The sequence below is a fragment of the Janthinobacterium sp. SUN176 genome (assembly GCF_030587335.1).
GTDB classification, from domain to species: Bacteria; Pseudomonadota; Gammaproteobacteria; order Burkholderiales; family Burkholderiaceae_D; genus Janthinobacterium; species Janthinobacterium kumbetense.
The window spans coordinates 1,978,126-1,998,282 of record NZ_JAPWIA010000001.1; the positions used below are offsets into that span (position 1 = coordinate 1,978,126).

General features: G+C 62.4%; 14 protein-coding genes. 8 read left to right on the forward strand and 6 right to left on the reverse strand.

Features of this window, described 5'->3' with window-relative positions:
• Positions 1-15 precede the first annotated feature (15 nt).
• Genes O3299_RS08995 through O3299_RS09005 form a run of 3 tightly spaced genes read left to right on the forward strand, consistent with a single transcriptional unit; the run spans position 16 to position 3,658 of the window.
• Entirely contained in the window at positions 16-1,869 is a 1,854-nt protein-coding gene (locus O3299_RS08995) for an ABC transporter transmembrane domain-containing protein (RefSeq protein WP_305062100.1), read from the forward strand.
• Between the two features lie 12 nt (positions 1,870-1,881).
• Positions 1,882-2,556 (forward strand): leucine efflux protein LeuE, encoded by a 675-nt coding sequence (leuE, locus tag O3299_RS09000; RefSeq protein ID WP_305062101.1) that lies wholly within the window; start codon positions 1,882-1,884, stop codon positions 2,554-2,556.
• Between the two features lie 10 nt (positions 2,557-2,566).
• On the forward strand, positions 2,567-3,658 hold the full coding sequence (locus tag O3299_RS09005) for a low specificity L-threonine aldolase (protein WP_305062102.1): 1,092 nt from the start codon (positions 2,567-2,569) through the stop codon (positions 3,656-3,658).
• An 83-nt stretch (positions 3,659-3,741) separates the two neighbouring features.
• Here O3299_RS09005 and O3299_RS09010 read toward each other — a convergent pair whose 3' ends face one another.
• Together O3299_RS09010 and O3299_RS09015 are read right to left on the reverse strand one after the other, a co-directional pair.
• Positions 3,742-5,184, reverse strand: a complete 1,443-nt coding sequence (locus O3299_RS09010) for an OmpP1/FadL family transporter (RefSeq protein WP_251348414.1) — start codon at positions 5,182-5,184, stop codon at positions 3,742-3,744.
• 198 nt (positions 5,185-5,382) lie between these two features.
• Positions 5,383-8,085 (reverse strand): EAL domain-containing protein, encoded by a 2,703-nt coding sequence (locus O3299_RS09015; RefSeq protein ID WP_305062103.1) that lies wholly within the window; start codon positions 8,083-8,085, stop codon positions 5,383-5,385.
• A gap of 205 nt (positions 8,086-8,290) precedes the next feature.
• Here O3299_RS09015 and O3299_RS09020 point away from each other — a divergent pair, with 205 nt between their 5' ends.
• Together O3299_RS09020 and O3299_RS09025 are read left to right on the forward strand one after the other, a co-directional pair.
• Entirely contained in the window at positions 8,291-9,265 is a 975-nt protein-coding gene (locus O3299_RS09020) for a thymidylate synthase (protein WP_305052236.1), read from the forward strand.
• Positions 9,265-10,308, forward strand: a complete 1,044-nt coding sequence (locus O3299_RS09025) for an SMI1/KNR4 family protein (protein WP_305052237.1) — start codon at positions 9,265-9,267, stop codon at positions 10,306-10,308. Before O3299_RS09020 ends, O3299_RS09025 begins: the two co-directional genes overlap by 1 nt.
• On the opposite strand, the gene O3299_RS09030 is transcribed toward O3299_RS09025, so the two are convergent.
• The 4 genes from O3299_RS09030 to O3299_RS09045 all read right to left on the reverse strand — a co-directional run bounded on the left by O3299_RS09030 (position 10,305) and on the right by O3299_RS09045 (position 16,006).
• Positions 10,305-12,569, reverse strand: a complete 2,265-nt coding sequence (locus O3299_RS09030; RefSeq protein ID WP_305062104.1) for an outer membrane beta-barrel family protein — start codon at positions 12,567-12,569, stop codon at positions 10,305-10,307. The genes O3299_RS09025 and O3299_RS09030 overlap by 4 nt on opposite strands.
• Before the next feature lie 187 nt (positions 12,570-12,756).
• Positions 12,757-14,091, reverse strand: a complete 1,335-nt coding sequence (locus O3299_RS09035) for a VWA domain-containing protein (protein WP_305062105.1) — start codon at positions 14,089-14,091, stop codon at positions 12,757-12,759.
• Positions 14,092-14,100: 9 nt separating this feature from the next.
• Positions 14,101-15,354, reverse strand: a complete 1,254-nt coding sequence (locus tag O3299_RS09040) for a TerD family protein (protein ID WP_305062106.1) — start codon at positions 15,352-15,354, stop codon at positions 14,101-14,103.
• Positions 15,355-15,430: 76 nt separating this feature from the next.
• On the reverse strand, positions 15,431-16,006 hold the full coding sequence (locus O3299_RS09045; protein WP_099667617.1) for a TerD family protein: 576 nt from the start codon (positions 16,004-16,006) through the stop codon (positions 15,431-15,433).
• Between the two features lie 213 nt (positions 16,007-16,219).
• Here O3299_RS09045 and O3299_RS09050 point away from each other — a divergent pair, with 213 nt between their 5' ends.
• The 3 genes from O3299_RS09050 (at position 16,220) to O3299_RS09060 (ending at position 19,982) form a co-directional block, all read left to right on the forward strand.
• Positions 16,220-16,984 (forward strand): alpha/beta fold hydrolase, encoded by a 765-nt coding sequence (locus O3299_RS09050; RefSeq protein ID WP_305062107.1) that lies wholly within the window; start codon positions 16,220-16,222, stop codon positions 16,982-16,984.
• Positions 16,981-17,466, forward strand: a complete 486-nt coding sequence (locus tag O3299_RS09055; RefSeq protein ID WP_305052242.1) for a dihydrofolate reductase — start codon at positions 16,981-16,983, stop codon at positions 17,464-17,466. The genes O3299_RS09050 and O3299_RS09055 overlap by 4 nt, the downstream gene beginning before the upstream one ends.
• 251 nt (positions 17,467-17,717) lie before the next feature.
• Entirely contained in the window at positions 17,718-19,982 is a 2,265-nt protein-coding gene (locus O3299_RS09060) for an arginine/lysine/ornithine decarboxylase (RefSeq protein WP_099667615.1), read from the forward strand.
• Positions 19,983-20,157 lie beyond the last annotated feature (175 nt).

The following is a 20,157-nucleotide window of genomic DNA, read 5'->3' on the forward strand; positions in this document are numbered from 1 at the left end:
TCAAAGCGAAAAACAATGACAACCAGCACAGAAACAGGCAGTACCAGTACAGCAAGCACCGCATCGACTCCCGACACCGGCACCAGCCGCGAACTGAAAAAAGGCAGCCTGGCCGCCTTCAAGGGCTTGATGCCCTTTTTGACGCCGTACCGCAAGCAGTTCTTCCTGGCCGGTATCGCGCTGGTGGTGGCCGCCGCCTCCACCCTGGCCATTCCCGCCGCCTTCAAGCAGATGATCGACCTCGGTTTCGGCGGCGCGGCCGGCTCGAAGAGCATCCAGCACGTCGACCTGGTCTTCCTCGCCCTGTTCGGCGTGGCGTCCATCCTGGCCCTGGCCACGGCCGCGCGCTTTTACACGGTGTCGTGGCTGGGCGAGCGCGTCACGGCCGATATCCGCAGCGCCGTGTACCGCCACGTCGTCACGCAAAGCCCCGAATTCTTTGAAACCACGCAGACGGGTGAAGTCCTGTCGCGCATCACCACCGACACGACCCTGATCCAGGCCGTCGTCGGCACCAGCATCTCCATGGCGCTGCGCAACGTGCTGCTGTTCCTGGGCGGCCTGGTGATGCTGTTCGTCACCAGCGCCAAGCTGGCGGGCATCATCATCGGCCTCTTGATACTCGTCGTCGCGCCCATCATCGTGTTTGGCCGCAAGGTGCGCAAGCTGTCGCGCGACTCGCAGGACCGCATCGCCGACGCGTCGGCCATGGCCGGCGAAATCCTCAACGCCATGCCCACCGTGCAAGCGTTCACGCACGAGAAGATCGAATCGAAACGCTTTGGCGACTCCGTCGAAGGCGCCTTCATGACGGCCATGCGCCGCATCCGCGCCCGCGCCCTCTTGACCATGATCGCCATCCTGCTGGTGTTCGGCACCATCGTGTTTGTCTTGTGGCTGGGCGCGCGCGCCGTGCTGGAAGGCTCGATGACGGGCGGCGACCTGGGCCAGTTCATCCTGTACGCCTCCATCGTGGCCGGCGCCATCGGCGCCCTGTCCGAAGTCATGGGCGAAGCGCAGCGCGCCGCCGGCGCCACCGAGCGCCTGCTGGAATTGATGGCCGTCAAATCGGAAATCGCCTCGCCGGCCACGCCGCTGCCGCTGCCCGCGCGCGCCGCGACCGGCGCCGCCTTGACATTGGACAATGTCATGTTCTCCTACCCGTCGCGTCCGGACACCCACGCGCTGGATCACGTCAGCCTCGACATCCGCGCCGGCGAAACGGTGGCCGTCGTCGGCCCTTCCGGCGCCGGCAAGACCACCCTGTTCCAGCTGTTCCTGCGCTTCTATGACCCGCAAAGCGGCAGCATCCGCCTCGATGGCGTGGATATCAAGCAGCTGGACTTGCACACCCTGCGCGACGCCATCGGCATCGTGCCGCAGGATACCGTGATTTTCTCGGCCGACGCCATGGAAAACATCCGCTACGGCCGCGCCGGCGCCAGCGATGAGGAAGTGATCGCCGCGGCGAAGATGGCGGCCGCCCACGAATTCATCGAGCGCCTGCCGAACGGCTACAAATCCTTCCTCGGCGAACGGGGCGTGCGCCTGTCCGGCGGCCAGCGCCAGCGCATCGCCATCGCCCGCGCCCTGCTGAAAAACCCGCCGCTGCTGCTGCTCGATGAAGCCACCAGCGCGCTGGACGCGGAATCGGAACGCCTCGTGCAAAAGGCGCTGGAAGCGGCCATGGTAGGCCGCACCACCGTCATCATCGCCCACCGCCTGGCCACCGTGCAGCGGGCCGACCGCATCATCGTCATGGAAGACGGCAAGATCGTCGAGACGGGCACGCATGCGTCGCTGGTCGCAATGAAAGGCATCTATGCGAACCTTGCCGCACTGCAATTTCACAACGTACAGATCAACTAAGCAAAAACAGCCATGAACGCACTTTTCCACGCCAACCTGGGTATCACCGATTTCTGGACCTTTTTACTGGGGACCATCTTCATCGTCATCCTGCCCGGTCCCAATTCCATGTATGTGCTGTCGGTCGCCGCCCAGCGCGGCGTGCGTCCCGCCTACCAGGGCGCCTTCGGCATCTTCGCCGGCGACCTGATACTGATGGTGCTGTCGGCCTGCGGTGTGGCCTCCCTGCTGAAAGCCAGCCCGGCCCTGTTCTACGTGGTGAAATACATCGGCGCCGCTTACCTGGGCTGGATCGGCCTGCAGATGCTGATCGGATGCTGGCGCAAGCTGCGCGCGCCAGGCGCTGCCGAAGGCGAAGCGGCGGCCATCCCTTCCCCCGTCAAGGAAAGCGACCCATTCCGCAAGGCGCTGATCATCAGCCTGATGAACCCGAAGGCCATTTTGTTCTTCATTTCCTTCTTCATCCAGTTCGTCGACCCGGCCTTCCCGAATCCCGTGCTGTCCTTCATCGGCCTGGGCCTGATCTGCCAGGTGATCAGCTTTACCTACCTGACGGCCATCATTTTTGTCGGCGCGCGCCTGGCCGAGACCTTCCGCCGCCGTCGCCGCCTGTCGGCCGGCATGGGCGGCGGCGTGGGCGCCATGTTCATCGGCTTCGGCGCGAAACTGGCCACGGCCACCCTGTAAGGAAACCACCGTGAACGAGCTTGAGCTGCGCCAGCGCTGCCATACCGTCCTGCCGGGCCACCGCCAGCCCGCCCCAAGCGCCACCTTCGCCGCCATGGCCGCCTGGTGCGACGCCAACGATGTGGCGCACGACACCTACGGCGAAGGCGCGCTGATCGCACAGTTCGAGAACAAGATCGCCAGCCTGCTCGGTTTCGAGGCAGCTGTGTTCTGCATCACGGGCACCATGACGCAGGTCACGGCCCTGCGCCTGGCGTGCCAGGACCGGGGCTCGCGCCTGGTGGCGCTGCATCCCACCTCGCACATCCTGCGCCACGAGCGGGGCAACCATGAATTGCTCGATCACTTCAAGGGTTTGATGATCGGCGACCCGCACCGCCCTTGGACGGTGGACGACTTGCGCGCCGTGCCCGATCATCTGGGCGCCGCGCAGCTGGAACTGCCGATGCGAGAGATCGGCGGCCAGTGCCCTTCCTGGGAAGACTTGAGCCAGATCAAGCAGCACTGCCGCGAGCACAATATTCACCTGCACATGGATGGCGCGCGCCTGTGGGAAGCGCAAGCGGGTTTTGGCCAGCCCCTGCCCGCCATCTGCGATGGTTTTGACTCCGTCTACGTGTCGCTGTACAAGGGCATCGGCGGCCTCGGTGGCGCCATGCTGGCCGGCAGCCGGCCGTTCGTCGAACGGGCGCGCGAATGGTTCCGCCGCCAGGGCGGCAATATCGTGCACCGCACGCCCTGGGTGGTGGCCGCCGCCATGCAGTTCGACGCACGCCTCGCCGCCATGCCGCGGTATTTTGCGCGCACGCAGTGGCTGTACGCGCTGCTGCGCGACTTCCCGGCCATTGCCGTCAATCCCGCCAGTCCGCAAGCGAACATGCTGCACCTGCACTTGCCCGTCTCGCGCGAACGGGCCGTCGCCATCCGCAACCGGGTGGCCGCCGACCACGGCATCTGGCTGTTCAGCCGCGCCAGCCACGCAGCCCTCCCCGGGCACAGCGTGGTGGAATGGTATGTGGGAGACCAGTTGCTGGAACTGCCCGACGACAGCGTGCGGCTGGCCTTGACTCTGTTGGACCAGGCCATGCGCGCCAGGGATTAATTGACAATCGTGACACCAAAAAAAAAAGCGCCCGAAGGCGCTTTTTTTCTTTCATGGCGGCCGGGTTGGCCGCCACTACCTGCTTAGAACTTGTAGTTATAAGCGAGACCGATCAACTGCATGCGGGTCTTGAACAGGCCCTTGGTGGTTTCACCGTTGCCGGTGCAGCCAGTTTTGACAGGCGAGCAGTCATTCGTGTAGTTGACACTGGCGTCCTTGAAGTCGATATAGCTGTACGCCAGGTCGATCGAGGAATTGGCGTTCAGCTTCCAGTTCGCGCCGATCGAGTACTGCATGCGGTCGCTGTCCGGCAAGGCCGGGTGGCGCAGTTCGGCACTGCGCACTGGCGCCTGGTCGTGGGCGATACCGGCGCGCAACATCAGGCTTTCGCTATATTTATAGTTGGTGCCCAGCGAGACGCGATAGGTATCTTTCCAGTTCTGGCGGATGCGCTCGGCGCCTTCGGCCGTCGGCGGGAACTGGATGTCCAGGTTCTGCAGGCGCGAAGTGCGCGTCCAGGTGACGTCGCCCATCAAGGCCCAACGATCATCCATCTGGTGGAAGGCATTGATCGACAGGGTTTCCGGCGTGCGCAGTTCCACCAGCGCCTCGGAATTGACCTTGTTCGAGGCCTTGGCGATGAAGCCGTTCACGGCAGGATTGCTCGTCACTTGCGAGAAGTCCCAGATGGTACTGCCTTTGAGCTTGTGCGAAATCGACGAGCGGTAAGCGATACCGAAGCGCGTGCCTTCGTTCAGCTGGTACAGATAGCCGAGATTGAAGCCAAAGCCCCAGTCATGACCATCCATCGACGCATGGCCATCCTTGATCTGGCCCTGCAACGCCGCGCCCGCAGCTTGCGCGGCGGCCAGGCCCTGGGTCTTGGCGATATTGGCCAGGAATGCCTGCGATGCGCTAGGCGCGAACTTGCCCAGGAAGGCAACCGAACCCGGCACGTCCACGCCCTGGCCCAGTTCCGCCTTCATGTATTCAGCCGTGATGCCGAAACCGAACGAGTGGTGCTGGTCCAGCTTGAACGACACGGAAGGATTCAGGGCGATGGCTTCGAGCTTGATGTTGGTGATCGCGTAGCGGCCATACCAGTCATTGCCGTAGTCGAGCTTGGCGCCATACGGCACGAACAGGCCGGCACCGACGGTCCACTGGTCATTGATTTTCTTGCTGGCGTACAGCGCAGGCGCGAATACGGCGTCCGGCGCATAGTCCTTGGTGGCCGCGTACGGCGTGCGATTACCAGGGAAGAAAGGCTTCGAACCCGCATCCGTGTAGGTCGAATGCGGTACCACCAAAGTACCGCCGCCAACGAATTGCGTGCCTTCCAGGCGCGACAGACCGGCCGGGTTGTAGAAAATGGTCGATGCGTCGGCCGCTTCGGCGCCGCTGGCATCGGCCGTGCCCTGGGCGGAAACGCTTTGCGAGCCGAAACGATAGCCCGATGCTTGTGCGGTGGAGGAAATGCCGGCGAATGCGGCAACGATCAGGAGGGGCAGATATTTATGTTTCAAGTTGGTCTCTCTTTATTATATGAAATTGTCTTCGGCACACTATCGCGGGCATATCCAGCTGCCCCGTCTTGCACTTTTCTTGCCGCCGTGAACTCCAATTCACTGACGGCATGAGCGAAGCATATAATATTTTTTAGAAAAAAGCGAACGTTCGCTCTTTTTATGAAACGGCGTTGTTTTTCTTGCGCATACGACCTTCTACAGTGCCAATGCAGGGGCTGGAAGCGGTATCAGAAAGCGCTGATGCATCAGCGACAGCATCTGTTCCGCCGGCACGGGGCGCGAGATGAAATAGCCCTGTACTTCATTGCATTGCAGGGCGCGCAGGATGTCGAGCTGCTCGCGCGTCTCCACCCCTTCGGCCACCACGCTCATGCCCAGCGCATGCGCCATCGACAGGATGGCGCGCACGAACACTTCGCCCTGCTCCGAGCGGCCCAGCTCCATGGTGAAGGCGCGGTCGATCTTCAAGCCATCCATGGCGAACTTCTGCAGCTGCGACAGCGAAGAATAGCCGGTGCCGAAATCGTCGACCAGCAGGCGCACGCCCAGCGCGCGGATGGCGGACAACTGCTCCACGGCGCGGTTCTGTTCATCCATCATGGCCGATTCCGTGATTTCCACCTCGATCAGGCGCGCATCGATGCGGTGGCGCGTCAGCGCGGACGCCAGCACCTGGTGCACGTCGCCGCGGCCGAACTGGCGCGCCGAGACGTTGATGGAGACTGGCACCAGTTCCAGTCCGCTGGCTTGCCAGCGCGCCATCTGCAGGCACACCTTTTCGATGACGACTTCGCCCAGCTGGGAAATCAGGCCGCTGCTCTCGGCCACGGGAATGAATTCCAGCGGCGGCACCATGCCGTGCTGCGGATGGTGCCAGCGCACCAGCGCCTCCATGCTGCACAGCTGCCCGCTCATGGCGTCGACCCTCGGCTGGTAGACGACGAGGAACTGATCCTGCTCCAGCGCCGCCACCAGGCTTTGTTCCAGTTCGCGGCGGTTGCGGATGGTTTCGAACAATTCCGGCTGGAAAAAGCGGTGATGGCCCTTGCCCGCCACTTTCACGGCATACATGGCGATGTCGGCGTTCTTCAGCAGCACTTCCGTCTCGGCCCCATCGCGCGGATACAGGCTGATGCCGATCGAGGCGCCCATCTTGTGGCGTTCGCTGCCCAGGTAAAACGGTTCGTCGAAGGCGATGGCGATGCGCTGCGCCACCTGCTCGGCGCGGCTGTCGTCCTCCACCGGGTCGAGCACGACGACGAATTCGTCGCCGCCCAGGCGCACCACGTGGTCGCCCGGCCGCAGCACGGCCTTCAGGCGCAGGGAGGCGGCGCGCAGCACCTTGTCGCCCTCCGCGTGGCCCTGCGTGTCGTTGATATCCTTGAAGCCGTCCAGGTCGATGAACAGCAGCGCCAGCATGTGCCGCGCGATGGCGGCGCGGCCCAGGGCGCCGGGCAGGAATTGCTGCAGCCAGTAGCGGTTGGGCAAGCCCGTCAAGCCGTCTTCATTGGCCAGGCGGCGCAAGTCGCGCTCGTGCTCCTTGGCCGTGCTGATGTCTTGCAGGGTGACGGCCAGGCGGTCGCCGCTGCGCACCAGGCGCCGGCGTATCCAGCGCAGCTTGAAGGGGTTGCCTTCTGGCAACTCGATCTCTTCCTCGGAAAAACCGGAGACCATGGCGGCCCGGTAATTATGGATCAAGTCGCGGAAATACGGCTCGTGGGCGCGCGACTGCAGGCGCATGCCCAGCAACTGTTCGCGGCGCACGCCAAAGTAGCCGGCGCCCGGCTCGTTGCAGTCGACGATCTCGAAGTCGAGGATGCTACCATCCGCGCCGCGCAGGGCGGCGATGATATAAAAGCCGTCGCTCGTGCCTTCGGTGGCCATGCGGTAGGCGTTGCGCACACCTTCGGACTGGTGGTGGCGCCATGCCAGGCGCAGCGACAGCACGGTGGCGACGGCGGCAAAGGCCAGCAGCAGCACGGTGACGGCCAGGGCGATGCCGAGATAAATCGTGCGCGTTTCCTCGTAGGGATGCAGCATTTCGCCGTCCGACAGTCCGACCACGGCCGTAAACGGATAGGCTTTCAGCGCCTGCCAGCCCACATAGCGATTTTGCTTGTCGGAAAAAGCTATCCTGCCGCCCGAATGCAGGGCGCCGCTCTCCGTTTCCAGGAAGCTGGTGTCGAGAAACGGCGTGCCCTGGCCGCTCTGGGTCGGCAGCACGCGCGAACCGAGGCGCGTGCTGAACAGCTCGCCCTCTTCGCCCACCATGGCCGACATGCCGAACTTGCCAAAATTGACACTGTTATAGAATTCAGAAAAATAACTGGAATGGATGGAAATGAGCAGCACGCCGTCGAAGTTGCCATCCTCGTCTTCCAGCCGGCGCGTGAAATGCACGAGGCTTTCGCCGGCGCCCGGCGCTGACGGGGCCGCCTCGCTGGCCCTCCCCAGCGCGATGCGCAGCGCGCTGGAATTGCTGCGCCAGTGGCGCAACAGGAAATCGCTGCGCTCGTTGACCCGCAGCCGCTGCAGCGGCGCCGTGGCCGTTACAGGATGGCCCTTGCGGTCGAGGATGGCGACGATGGCAAATTGCGGCAAGGCATACATGCCCTGCGTCTTCAATTGGTCGAGACGCAGCTGGCCGCGCGAGTTTTCCCATTCATACTTGAGCTGCAAGGTCAGCTGGTCCATCTGCTCCAGGGTGCGCAGCAGATACTGGCCATATGCTTTCGACAAGGAAGACACGCTGTCGAGCGCCTGCTGCTGCGCCACCTTCTTTTCCGCTTCCAGCTGCAGCAAGGTGGCCGTCCACAATACCGCGCACAGGATCAGGCCCAGCAAGGGCCAGGCGAGGATCAGGCGCAGGTTAGCCTTGAGAAAATCGGCCCTGCTCATCTCCACCACGGCGGCGTTATTATTATTTACAAATTGTCGCAAGAACATGGTGCAGCATCTGCCGTTTCTATGTATTTCTTCAAGGACACACAAATTACCACAGAGTCATGTTTGCAGGTAAGACGGCAGCGTAATTATGTGCGTGGGCCGCGGCCCGCCTGTCGCGCCTGCGTTACAATCACCATCCTTACCGTTGGAGAAATACATGCAGCAATATCAAGATTTGATCAAGACCGTGCTCGAAACGGGCAGCTGGCAAGACAACCGCACGGGCATCCGCACCCTGAGCGTGCCGGGCGCCATGATGCGTTTCGACTTGGCCAACGGCAACTTCCCTGCCGTGACAACCAAGAAACTGGCTTTCAAATCCGTGATCGGCGAATTGTGCGCCTTCCTGCGCGCCTCGCGCAACGCGGCCGAGTTCCGCGCCCTGGGCTGCAAGGTCTGGGACCAGAACGCCAATGAAAACGCGCAATGGCTGGCCAACCCCTACCGCGAAGGCGAGGATGACCTGGGCCCCGTGTACGGCGTGCAATGGCGCCAATGGCCCGCATATAAGCTGCTCGACGCCGACCAGCCCGCACAGATCGCCGATGCGCAAGCCAACGGCTTTACCTTGATCGCCCCCATCGTCGAGAACGGCGTGCAAAAAGTGCTGCTGTACAAGGCCGTCGACCAGTTGCGCGAATGCCTGGACACCATCATGAGCAACCCGGGCAGCCGCCGCATCCTGTTCCACGGCTGGAACCCGGCCGTGCTGGACGCCGTCGCCCTGCCCGCCTGCCATTTGCTGTACCAGTTCATCCCGAACGCCAGCACGCGCGAAATCTCGCTGTGTTTATATGTACGCAGCAACGATATCGGCCTGGGCACGCCGTTCAACATCGCCGAAGGCGCCGCCCTGCTGCACCTGGTGGCGCGCCTGACGGGCTACACGCCGCGCTGGTTCACCTACTTCATCGGCGACGCGCACATCTATGAAAACCACCTCGACATGGTGGAAGAACAATTGAAGCGCACGCCGTTCCCGGCGCCCCGTTTCGTCATTTCCGAGCGCGTGCCCGACTACGCGAAAACGGGCAAGTACGAGCCGGAATGGCTGGAAAAGATCGAACCGTCGGATTTCTCGCTGGAAGGCTATGAACACCATGCGCCCATCAAGGCGGCGATGGCCGTCTGATGGCGGTCACACCGCTGGCAGCCCTGCACCGCAAGCTGTTTGACGAAACGGATGGCAGCAAGTTCGCCAGGCTGAAAGAGCGGCTGCTGAAAAAGCATGCCGCGGACGACAGGCTGGCCGTGCTCGACATCCTGACGGCGTATGCGCGCGATGGACAACTGCTGCACTGGCGCACCTTTTTGATGACGGATATCGTGCATCTGGTGGAAGGCAGTCAACATGCGGCCTTTTTCGCCTGGGCACTGGAGCAGCCCGCACTGGCGTACTGGGGCGTCGATGGCTTGCTGAAAAGTATAGGCGTGGACGCGTATGCGCCCCTGGTGGCGCTGGCAGCGTCCGGCGCCACCAGGCTGGAAGTGCGCGCCAAGGCGATCAAGAGCCTGGCCGTGTTCAGCCGCCAGCCGTTTGACCAGGACTTGCCGTCCGATCCCGGCCACTGGAAGGCAGAGCAGCTGCGACTAAGCGCCGTGTTGGACTGGCAAGCGGACGGCTACCCTGACGGTGCAGGCTACAAGGCGCCCGCCAAGCATGAGACGCTGGCCAAGCCGCGGTCGCGCCTGCAAGTAGCAGCCGCCTTCCTGGAGCGGAAACTGGCGCTGCGGCGCCAGCGCGAGCAAGACCTGGCGCAACCGTCGAACTGGCTGACCATGGCCAGCGCCAAGGACATGGCCGAGATCGACGCGCAATGGGTCTTGCCGGAAATCTACCGCCATTTCCTGCAATTCTATTCGCCGCTGCGCGTGCATGTCGACGGCAAGCGCTTCCCGCAGGGCCTGCATCTGTACGGCGCGGCGGAGCTGGTGGAGGCCCAGCACGGCTACGCCGTCCATGCCGTGCATCATCACAACATCGCGAGCTGGCAGTCGAAGCTCGTGGTGATTGCCGATGCGGGCGGCGACCCGTACTGCGTACACCTGGAAGAAAGAAGCATCGACGGCGACTTGCCCGTGTACCGCGCCAGACATGGCGCAGGCGAATGGCGCTTCGAGCTCCATATGGACGATTTCATCGACTTCCTGCGCGAAATCGCGTGGGCGGCCTAGCCTGCTTCGCCGCCCGGTCCGCCGGGACCGGGGCCGCCTGGCCCCCGTCCGCCCGGCGGACCGAAGCGCGGCTCCCGTTCGCCCTCCTTGGCCGCCGACGTGGCGCCGCCCAGGCGGTACGACAAGCCCACATAAATCATGCGGCCGTCAAAACGGCGCGTGCTCGTTTCGCGCAGCGAGGCGCTGTTGATGACGGTTTCCATCTTGTTGCTGCTGAACACATCGGTCACATTCATGACCAGGCTCAATTGCGGTGTCACCGTGTGGCGTAAACTGAGGTTCAGCGTGTTGTTCGGCGAGCGGTAGCCCTGTCCCGACAGCATCTTGCCCTGCATTTGCAGGGCAAGTTGCAGCTGGTTATCCGCATTGATCTGGTAATTGAGGCGCGCGCGGCCGCTCAGTGCGTTGGCCGTGCGCGTGCTGCGGTTGCCCAGGTCGTCGGAACTCGTCTGCTGGCTGCGCGCCAGGTTGCCGCTCGTGTTCAGGGTCAGGGACGGCGTCAGCTTGCCGCTGACGCTGAATTCCAGGCCGCTCGAATGGCTGCCTTCGCCGTTTTCCCGCGTGGTCAGCAGCACATTGTCGCTAATAAAATAGCGGTAATCGACGATGGCGTCCGTGTCGCGCCGGTGGTAGGCGCGCAAGCTGCTTTCCAGGCCCGCGATCTTCGTTTCATAGCCGATTTCGAAGGAATCCGTCTGCGTGGGTTTCAGCTTGGGGTTGCCGGCCGACACATTGAACTCGTCGCGGTAGACCACGTAGGGGTTCAGATCGCCCGCATTCGGGCGGCGGATGCGGTGCGCGTAGCTGAAGCGCAAATTGCTCTCGTCGCTGACCTTATAGGTGGCGAACAGGCTGGGAATATAGTTGACGTAATTGTTGCCAGCCTCGATGCCACTGGTGATCTGGCGCACGTTCAAGTCCGTGTATTCGGCGCGCAAGCCGGCCAGCGCGCCCCAGCGTTCGCTCAGGCGCATCTGGTAAGAGCCGTACAGCGCGATGGTGCGCTCGTCGAGCTCGAAACGGTTACTGCGCATGGGATTGACGGTCTCGGCCAGGCTGGCGGGATTGATGTCCGTATATAAAGTGTCGAAACTGCTCTTGTTGTCGGCCACCTTGTAGCCCAGCTTGGCCGTGCCGCCCGCCAGCGGACGCTCGTAGTCGCCGCTGAAGTCGACGATGCGGTTGCCCGTCTCGCTATGCTGGCGCGCGCGGCTGTCAAACGCATTGACGGGGGCGATCGCATAGGCATTCGCATAATCGCTGTCGCTCTCGTTGGTGGACGACGACACGCGCAAGTCGATTTTCAGGGTTTCGCCAGGCAACTCGCCCTTGTGGTCGTAGCGCCCGCCCCAGCTGTAGTTGCGGCTGTCGCCATTGCGCACGGTGCTGCGCACATAGTCGCCGATGGTGTTGCCCGTGCTGTCGCCGTTGATATACCGGTCGAGCGAGCGCTGGTCGTTGCTGCGCCCGTTGTACGACACGCTGGCGGCCAGGGTGTCATTCGCGTTCAGGTTGTAATTGACGGTGCCGTGCAAGCCCAGCGAATCGTTCAAGCCATTGTTCGTGGAGCTCTGGCTGCTGGGGGCGAAGGCGCCCGTGCCGCGGTCCAGGCGTTCGCGGCTGACCTCGCCCACGGAATTGCGGCCGTCATGGCGCACGTTGATGCCGCCCTGGTAGCCCCACGGACCTTCATTGTAGGTGCCGGAGACGGAGCTGTTGTAGCGCCCGGCGATGCCCGCATTCGCGTTGACGGTGGCAAAGCCGCCCGGCTTGCGGTTGCGCCGCATCACCAGGTTCAGGATCGGGCCGCCACCGGCTTCGTTGCCGAACTGGGCGCCGGGATTGTTGATCACTTCCACGGATTCGATATCGTCGGCCGCCATGGCGTTCAACGTGGCGCCGCGCGAGTCGCCCTGCAGCATGGCCGACGGTTTGCCATCGATCAATATCTGCACATTGCTGCTGCCGCGCAAGGACACGGAACCGTCGGGGTCGACGGCCACCGAAGGCACATTGTTCAAGGCATCGGCCGCCGTGCCGTTGGTGCTGCCCACGTCGGACTTGACGTCGTAGACTTGCCGGTCGATGCGGCCCGTGGGGCGTTCGGCCGTCACGCTGACGGTAGCGGGAGCATCGGCGGCGGGCGCCTTGGCCGGTGCGGGCTTGACGACGGTATCGCCGGTGACGGTTTGCGCCTGGACAGCGGCGCCGGACACGAGCAGGCTGCCGCCCGCCAGACAGTGAAAGAGGATTTTATGCATTTGCTTAAAAAATAATCGAGACGCTACGGATGAGGCACTACGCCGCAGCGTGAGAGCACATTCTCAAAGCATGCCACGATTGCAAGGAGCAAAGCAAATGCGAACCATTGTTATTTACTTCAATTTACAAATCTCTCGCACTTGTGGTCGCATAGCCTCATCCGATGACCTTTACGCCACCTTTGCGCTACCTCAACAAGCCCTTGCCGCGCGCCAGCTTCAGCCAGCCCGGATATTCCGTCATCAATAAGTCATACAGTTCCGCATCGCTGTGCTCGTCAGGCGAGCTGACGGAAAAGTAATTGGCATTGTCGACCAGGCGGCCCTGCAATTCGTCGAGCTTTTCCAGGAAGGGGAAGTCGGAATCGGCAAAGGCGGCGAGAAACTTGCTTTTCGATTTACGCCCCTTGCCGATGCCCATGAATTGCCAAAAGACCGGCTCATGGCTGGCCCAGCGCAATTGTTTCTCCGTCGTCGCCTGGTCGCTCGTGCCGCCATCGGTGACGAACATCACGTACACGGGCAATTCCGCGGCGACGGGCCGCGTGCGCTCGCCGCCGGCGCCATCGGGGAAATAAAATGCGCGTATCGCCTGCATGGCGGCGCCATAGCGCGTGTCGCCTTCCAGCGGATGGCGCTGTATGGCCTGGCCCACGTAGGTATTGCAGTTGCTCAAGGCCATGGGCGCCGGATGGTGGACGTTCTTGCCGAACAGGAAAACATCGATTTCGCCATCGTCGTCGAACTTGCAGCCCAGGGCCAGGATGCGTTCGGCAAAGCGCTGCACCAGCCCCTCTTTATATAGTCGGCCCATGGAGCCGGAAATATCCAGGCACAAACACACCTTGGCGCGGTGGTCAAGCAAACCCACTTTCTGCAGCGACACGCCCGCCTGCTTGACGAGGCTGACCAGTTGCGGCGCTTCCCGTTCGACCCGCTTTTCCAGGTTGATCTTTGCCTGCATGACGGCCGAAACCGCCGCAGGGGCAGCAGAAGCGGCCTGGTCGACTTCGCCGCCGAAGTGGCGCACCAGCGCGTCGAGTCCGCCATTGAAGCCTTGGCCCACGGCCATGCAGCGCCAGCCGCCATCCTTGCGGTAAATTTCCGCCAGCATGACGGCTTTTTCCTGTGCGAAATCACTACCCGCGAAGGCGAAGCGGGCCAGCTCGCGTCCGCCCGCCTGCAGGCGCACGTGGCCGGCTTGCAACTGCGACATCACGCCCCCGCCATCGATGGACGCCGTCACGACGAGGCGGTCTATGCCGGCCGGCAAGCGCGCCAGTTGCAAGGCAAACTCGGCCATGTCGCCGCCGCTGCCGGGGCGCGCTTCCACGCCGCCGCACGGCGTGCGCGGCTGGTTGAAAAAGGTCATGTAGCGCTCGTCGGCCAGTTTGCCGTTGGCGTCGAGGCCGAAACAGGCCACGTCGAGCGCCAGCCCCTGCGCGGCGACGCCCACCTGCAGCACGCCGTCGGGAACGAGATTGGCCAGCGGCAAGCGCTGTCCCTTGGACAAGGTTTCCATCAGTGCCTCCTAGGCGATATAGCGGCGCGGATTGTCCGCGTTAAAATCATCTTCGTCTTCCTTGTCCTCGCCCTTGAAGACGACGGGACCGTTGAAGGCCAGTTGCAGGTTCTCGCCCTGCCAGCTCAGCCACGGCGTGGCTTCGCTGCCCGGTTCCGACGTCTTGCCGGACGGTTCGAGGATGATGCTGTCGGGCGTGATGCGCGCCATGCCGATCACATAGGTGTAGACGGAATCGTCCTCGGCCGCCTTGGACAGGCGGAAGTCGAACGCGCACTCAACGATCTGCTCGCCATATTGCATGACCATCTTCGGCCGCATGGAAGCGACCGACACGGCGCCATTGGCCAGCGCCGAATACACGCTGAAGACGAGGCCCACCGTGCCGCCGTACTGTTGCGCCAGCGCGGGATTGACTTCCACCGCTTCCGTGGCCGGTTCCTTGCCCGATGCGCCCGCCACGTCGCCCAGGTGGCGCACGTATGGCATGACGTCGAAGCTGCCCGGCGTATCGGGCGCCTGGATGAAGCGCATCTGGCCGTTTGGCAAGAGGATGCCGACTCTTAAATCGAGGTCGTCGTTATCGTCGTCGCCATCGCCGTTATCGACCCAGCTGGCCTTGACGGTGAGCTTGCCCGGCGCGCCCGCGCCTTTTTGCAGCGACACCTTGTGCGTCTGGCCTGCCTTCGTCAGCGAGATTTTCGACAGAGAAATTTTGGGCGGCGGCGCCGGCTCCGCTGCCGCCTGCGCCACTTCGCCGCCGAAATGGGCGACCAGAGCGCCCAGGCCGCCATTGAAACCCTGGCCCACGGCCATGAAGCGCCAGCCGCCGTCCTTGCGGTAGAACTCGCCCAGCATGACGGCTTTTTCTTGCGCAAAATCCGATCCCGCATACGTATAGCGGGCCAACTCGCGCCCGCCGTCCTGCAAGCGCAGGTAGCCGCTGCCCAGCTGCGCCATGGTGGCCGCGCCATCGATGGCGGCCGTGACGACGAGGCGCTCGATGGAGGCAGGCAAGCGGTCCAGCTGGTAGCTGAAACCGGCCGCATCGCCGGACGGCGCCGCCGCTTCCACGCCGCCGCACGGCGTGCGCGGCTGGTTAAAGAAAGTCATGTAGCGGTCGTCGGACAGCTTGCCGTTGGCGTCGAGGCCGAAACAGGCAAAGTCCAGCGGCACGCCAGCGCTGGCGAGTCCCAGTTGCACGACATTGCCCGTGACGAGGCCGGACAGCGCCAGGCGCTGCCCCTTGATCAGGTTTTCCATGGAGTCGGGGAGAAAGAAGAGAGAGACAGAACCGGGCAGCGGTGCCACCCGGTACAGTTACGCAAACAATTGCTTTTTATGCATTAATGCCGAACGAGCGTGCCAGAGGACCGAGGCCGCCTTTGAAACCTTGGCCGATGGCCTTGAATTTCCATTCGCTGCCGGCGCGGTAGATTTCGCCGAAGATCATGGCCGCTTCCGTCGAGCCGTCTTCCGACAGGTCGTAGCGGGCGATTTCCGCGCCGTTGTCGCCGTTCAGGCAGCGGATGTAGGCCTTGCCCACCATGCCGAAGTTCTGCTTGCGGTTTTCCGCGTCATGGATAGTCACGGCGATGGCGATCTTGTCGATGTCGGCGGGCACGCTGGCCAGGTCGACGGCCACTTTCTCGTCGTCGCCATCGCCGCCGCCGGTCGTGTTGTCGCCCGCGTGGACGATGGAGCCGTCAGCCGACTTCAGGTTGTTATAAAAAATGAAATCGGCATCGGAACGGGCCTTGCCATCCGTTTTCAGCAGGAAGGCGCTGCCGTCCAGGTCAAAAGCGGCGCCATCGGTGGCGCGCGGGTCCCAGCCCAGGCCAATCACGATTTTCTTCAAGCCGGGAGCTTCCTTGCTCAGGTTGACATTGCCGCCTTTTTGCAAACTGATCGCCATGGTAATTCCTCTTTAATGTGGGGGTTGCATTCGGTGTTTCAGGTCACGTCGCCGGCACGCCGGCTTGATGAGCCATGAGCCTACCATAAAGTTCCGGCTTGCCAGCCGCGCACTATTGAAAATAATGCCATACGGAAAAATCGCGCCGCTGTCCCCATGCGCAAAATGACGGATAATGCCGCTCGACAAAAATTTTTCACACTAGGTTTGTCCTTGATCAATATACGACTCGACTGCATTCCTGGCACCCTGTGCGACGCACGCCTGTGGTCGCGCCTGGCGCCTGCCCTGGGCGACGCCTTTGAGCTGCAGCACATCCCCCTGCACCAGGCGCGCACGCGCCCGCAAATGCAGCAGATGATCGCCAGCCGCAGTGCTCCGCAAGCCCATCTGGTGGGCTTTTCGCTGGGCGCCTACCTGGCGCTCGAACACGCGCTGGCGCATCCGCAGCGTGTGAAATCCCTCACTTTGATCGCCAATTCGGCCAAAGGTTTGCTGCCGGCGGAGGTCGAAGCGCGCCAGCGCATCGTCGCCATGCTCGATCGCAATGCCTATACGGGCATCACGCGCCAGCGCCTGCGCGAATTGCTGCACCCGTCGCACTTGCAGGACGGCGCCATCACGGGCCTGATCCAGCAGATGGGGCTGGACCTGGGCAAGGAAGTGCTGCTGGCGCAATTTCTCACCACGATAGACCGCCCCGACCTGATGGCGCGCTTGCCGGAACTCGATTTCCCCGTGCTGATCGTGGGCGCCGAAGACGACAAGCTCGTCGATCCCGACGACCTGCGCGCCATGGCCGCCCGCCTGCCGCAAGCCACCTTGCACATACTGAAAGACGATACCGGCCACATGATTCCGCTGGAAGCGCCAGGCGCGCTGGCGCAAGCCATGCGTGCGCATCTGGAGGCTGCCGGCAATTTCAACGATAATGACGGGCATCGGGCCTCGCCCCCACCTTTTTCACAGAACCAATGAGCTTACTGACCATCATCGTCGCCACCGACCAGCAAGGCGGCATCGGCATCGACAACACCCTGCCGTGGAAATTGCCGGAAGACCTGGCGCATTTCAAGCGCTTGACGACGGGCCACCCCATCCTCATGGGCCGCAAGACCTTCGATTCCATCGGCCGCCCGCTGCCGAACCGCCGCAACATCGTCATCACGCGCAATCCGGACTGGCGCCATGAAGGCGTGGAAGCGGCGCCGTCGCTGGAAGCGGCCATCGCCCTGCTGGACGGCGCCGAAGGCTATGTCATCGGCGGCGCCGACATCTATAGACAGTCGCTGGCCCTGGCGCAGCGCCTGATCATCACGGAAATCGGCCAGACGTTCGATTGCGACGCGTTTTTCCCCGCCGTGGATCATGCCGTGTGGCAAGAAACCGCGCGCGAAGCGCATGTTTCGGAGAAATCCGGCCTGCCTTACGCCTTTGTCACGCTGCAACGCAAAGCCTGATAAGGTTGATATAAGGTAGATATTAATTGAGCAGAATGTTGCTGTAATACCCCTGTCACACCGTTGCGTCACGCTAGCGCAAGCTTGTGGCGCTTTGGGGCGATATTTTTTTCCCGCAGAGGCCGCATTTCTGCGAGAATCCCGTTCTTATTTTTTTTATGCGGCTGCCGGGTTGCACTACCGCCTGACCGTCGCGCCCTAGTCCGCCCCTTCACATCTGTCAGGGGCGGCTTGCTTTTTTGGAGACATGCATGAAATTTCGTTTCCCCATCGTCATCATTGACGAGGATTTCCGTTCTGAAAATACGTCCGGCCTGGGCATTCGCGCCCTTGCCGCCGCAATGGAAAAAGAAGGCATGGAAGTGCTGGGCGTGACCAGCTACGGCGATTTGTCGCAATTTGCCCAGCAGCAATCGCGCGCGTCAGCCTTCGTGCTGTCGATCGACGATGAAGAATTCGGCGCCGGTTCCATCGAGGAAACCGATCACGCCTTGAAGTCGCTGCGCGCCTTCGTCGAGGAAATCCGCTACAAGAACGCCGACATCCCCATTTATCTGTATGGCGAAACGCGCACCTCGCGCCATATCCCCAACGATATCCTGCGCGAACTGCATGGTTTCATCCACATGTTCGAAGATACGCCGGAATTCGTCGCGCGCCACATCATCCGCGAAGCGAAATCCTACCTGGACGGCCTGTCGCCGCCGTTCTTCCGCGCGCTGGTGCACTACGCCAACGACGGTTCCTACTCGTGGCACTGCCCCGGCCACTCGGGCGGCGTGGCCTTCCTGAAGTCGCCGATCGGCCAGATGTTCCACCAGTTCTTCGGTGAAAACATGCTGCGCGCCGACGTCTGCAACGCCGTCGAGGAACTGGGCCAGCTGCTCGACCATACGGGTCCTGTCGCCGCGTCGGAACGCAATGCGGCGCGCATCTTCAATGCCGACCATTGCTATTTCGTCACCAACGGCACCTCGACCTCGAACAAGATGGTGTGGCATTCGACCGTGGCGCCAGGCGACATCGTCGTCGTCGACCGCAACTGCCACAAGTCGATCTTGCACTCGATCATCATGTGCGGCGCGATTCCCGTGTTCCTGATGCCGACGCGCAATCACCTGGGCATCATCGGCCCTATCCCGCTGCATGAATTCACGCCGGAAAGCATTGCCCGCAAGATCGAAGCGAATCCGTTCGCGCGCGAAGCGAAGAACAAGAAGCCGCGCATCCTGACCATCACGCAATCGACCTACGATGGCGTGATCTACAACGTGGAAACCCTGCGCGAAATGCTGGACGGCAAGATCGACACCCTGCACTTCGATGAAGCGTGGTTGCCGCACGCCACCTTCCACGATTTCTACAAGAATATGCACGCCATCGGCAAGGACCGTCCGCGCGCCAAGGAATCGATGATCTTCTCGACCCAGTCCACGCACAAATTGCTGGCCGGCCTGTCGCAGGCCTCGCAAATCCTCGTGCGCGAATCGGACACGGTCAAGCTGGACCAGGACGCCTTCAACGAGGCTTACCTGATGCACACCTCGACCTCGCCGCAGTATTCCATCATCGCCTCGTGCGACGTGGCCGCGGCCATGATGGAAGCGCCGGGCGGCACGGCCCTGGTGGAAGAATCGATCATGGAAGCGCTCGATTTCCGCCGCGCCATGAAAAAGATCGACCAGGAATGGGGCCAGGACTGGTGGTTCCAGGTGTGGGGTCCGGCCAGCTTCAACGACGAAGGCATGGGCCAGCAGGAAGACTGGATGATACGCGCCGAAGATGACTGGCACGGTTTCGGCGACCTCGCTCCCGGCTTCAACATGCTCGACCCGATCAAGGCGACCATCGTCAACCCGGGCCTGTCGCTGGATGGCCAGTTCGGCGACACGGGCATCCCCGCGTCCATCGTCACCAAATACCTGGCCGAGCACGGCGTCATCATTGAAAAATGCGGCCTGTACTCGTTCTTCATCATGTTTACCATCGGCATCACCAAGGGCCGCTGGAATACCCTGTTGACGGCCTTGCAACAATTCAAGGACGACTACGACAAGAACCAGCCGATGTGGCGCATCCTGCCGGAATTTGCGGCGGCCAACCCACGCTACGAAAAAATGGGCCTGCGCGACCTGTGCCAGCAGATCCACGATTTCTACAAGGCTTACGACGTGGCCCGTTTGACGACGGAAATGTATCTGTCGGACATGATCCCGGCCATGAAGCCGTCGGACGCGTTCGCCAAGATGGCGCACCGCGAAATCGAGCGCGTGGCCATCGACGAACTGGAAGGCCGCATCACGTCCATCCTGCTGACGCCGTACCCACCAGGCATCCCGCTCTTGATCCCGGGCGAGCGCTTCAACAAGACCATCGTCGACTACCTGCGCTTCGCACGCGACTTCAACGAGCGCTTCCCCGGCTTCGAGACGGATGTGCATGGCCTCGTGAAACGCGAAGTCGATGGCAAGCGCGGTTACTTCGTCGACTGCGTCAAGATGGATGAGAACGCCTAAAAATCGTCCATGGCGGCGTTGCATTGCCTAGCCGTACTATTCGTACTGTCTTCGGCAATGCGCCTTGCCCTGAACGTTTTTAGCCATTCTCGTGACGGTGCTTGATGACGTTGCTGGAACCGCGCTCACTGGCGCCGCCTGATGCAGATCAGGCGGCGTTTTTCATTTCCGGCTA

Bases quoted from the DNA above. Each gene is read 5' to 3' on its own strand.
- O3299_RS08995 (WP_305062100.1), top strand. From the start codon at position 16: ATGACAACCAGCACAGAAACAGGCAGTACCAGTACAGCAAGCACCGCA.
- leuE (WP_305062101.1), top strand. From the start codon at position 1,882: ATGAACGCACTTTTCCACGCCAACCTGGGTATCACCGATTTCTGGACC.
- O3299_RS09015 (WP_305062103.1), bottom strand. From the start codon at position 8,085: ATGAGCAGGGCCGATTTTCTCAAGGCTAACCTGCGCCTGATCCTCGCC.
- O3299_RS09020 (WP_305052236.1), top strand. From the start codon at position 8,291: ATGCAGCAATATCAAGATTTGATCAAGACCGTGCTCGAAACGGGCAGC.
- O3299_RS09025 (WP_305052237.1), top strand. From the start codon at position 9,265: ATGGCGGTCACACCGCTGGCAGCCCTGCACCGCAAGCTGTTTGACGAA.
- O3299_RS09030 (WP_305062104.1), bottom strand. From the start codon at position 12,569: ATGCATAAAATCCTCTTTCACTGTCTGGCGGGCGGCAGCCTGCTCGTG.
- O3299_RS09035 (WP_305062105.1), bottom strand. From the start codon at position 14,091: ATGGAAACCTTGTCCAAGGGACAGCGCTTGCCGCTGGCCAATCTCGTT.
- O3299_RS09040 (WP_305062106.1), bottom strand. From the start codon at position 15,354: ATGGAAAACCTGATCAAGGGGCAGCGCCTGGCGCTGTCCGGCCTCGTC.
- O3299_RS09045 (WP_099667617.1), bottom strand. From the start codon at position 16,006: ATGGCGATCAGTTTGCAAAAAGGCGGCAATGTCAACCTGAGCAAGGAA.
- O3299_RS09055 (WP_305052242.1), top strand. From the start codon at position 16,981: ATGAGCTTACTGACCATCATCGTCGCCACCGACCAGCAAGGCGGCATC.
- O3299_RS09060 (WP_099667615.1), top strand. From the start codon at position 17,718: ATGAAATTTCGTTTCCCCATCGTCATCATTGACGAGGATTTCCGTTCT.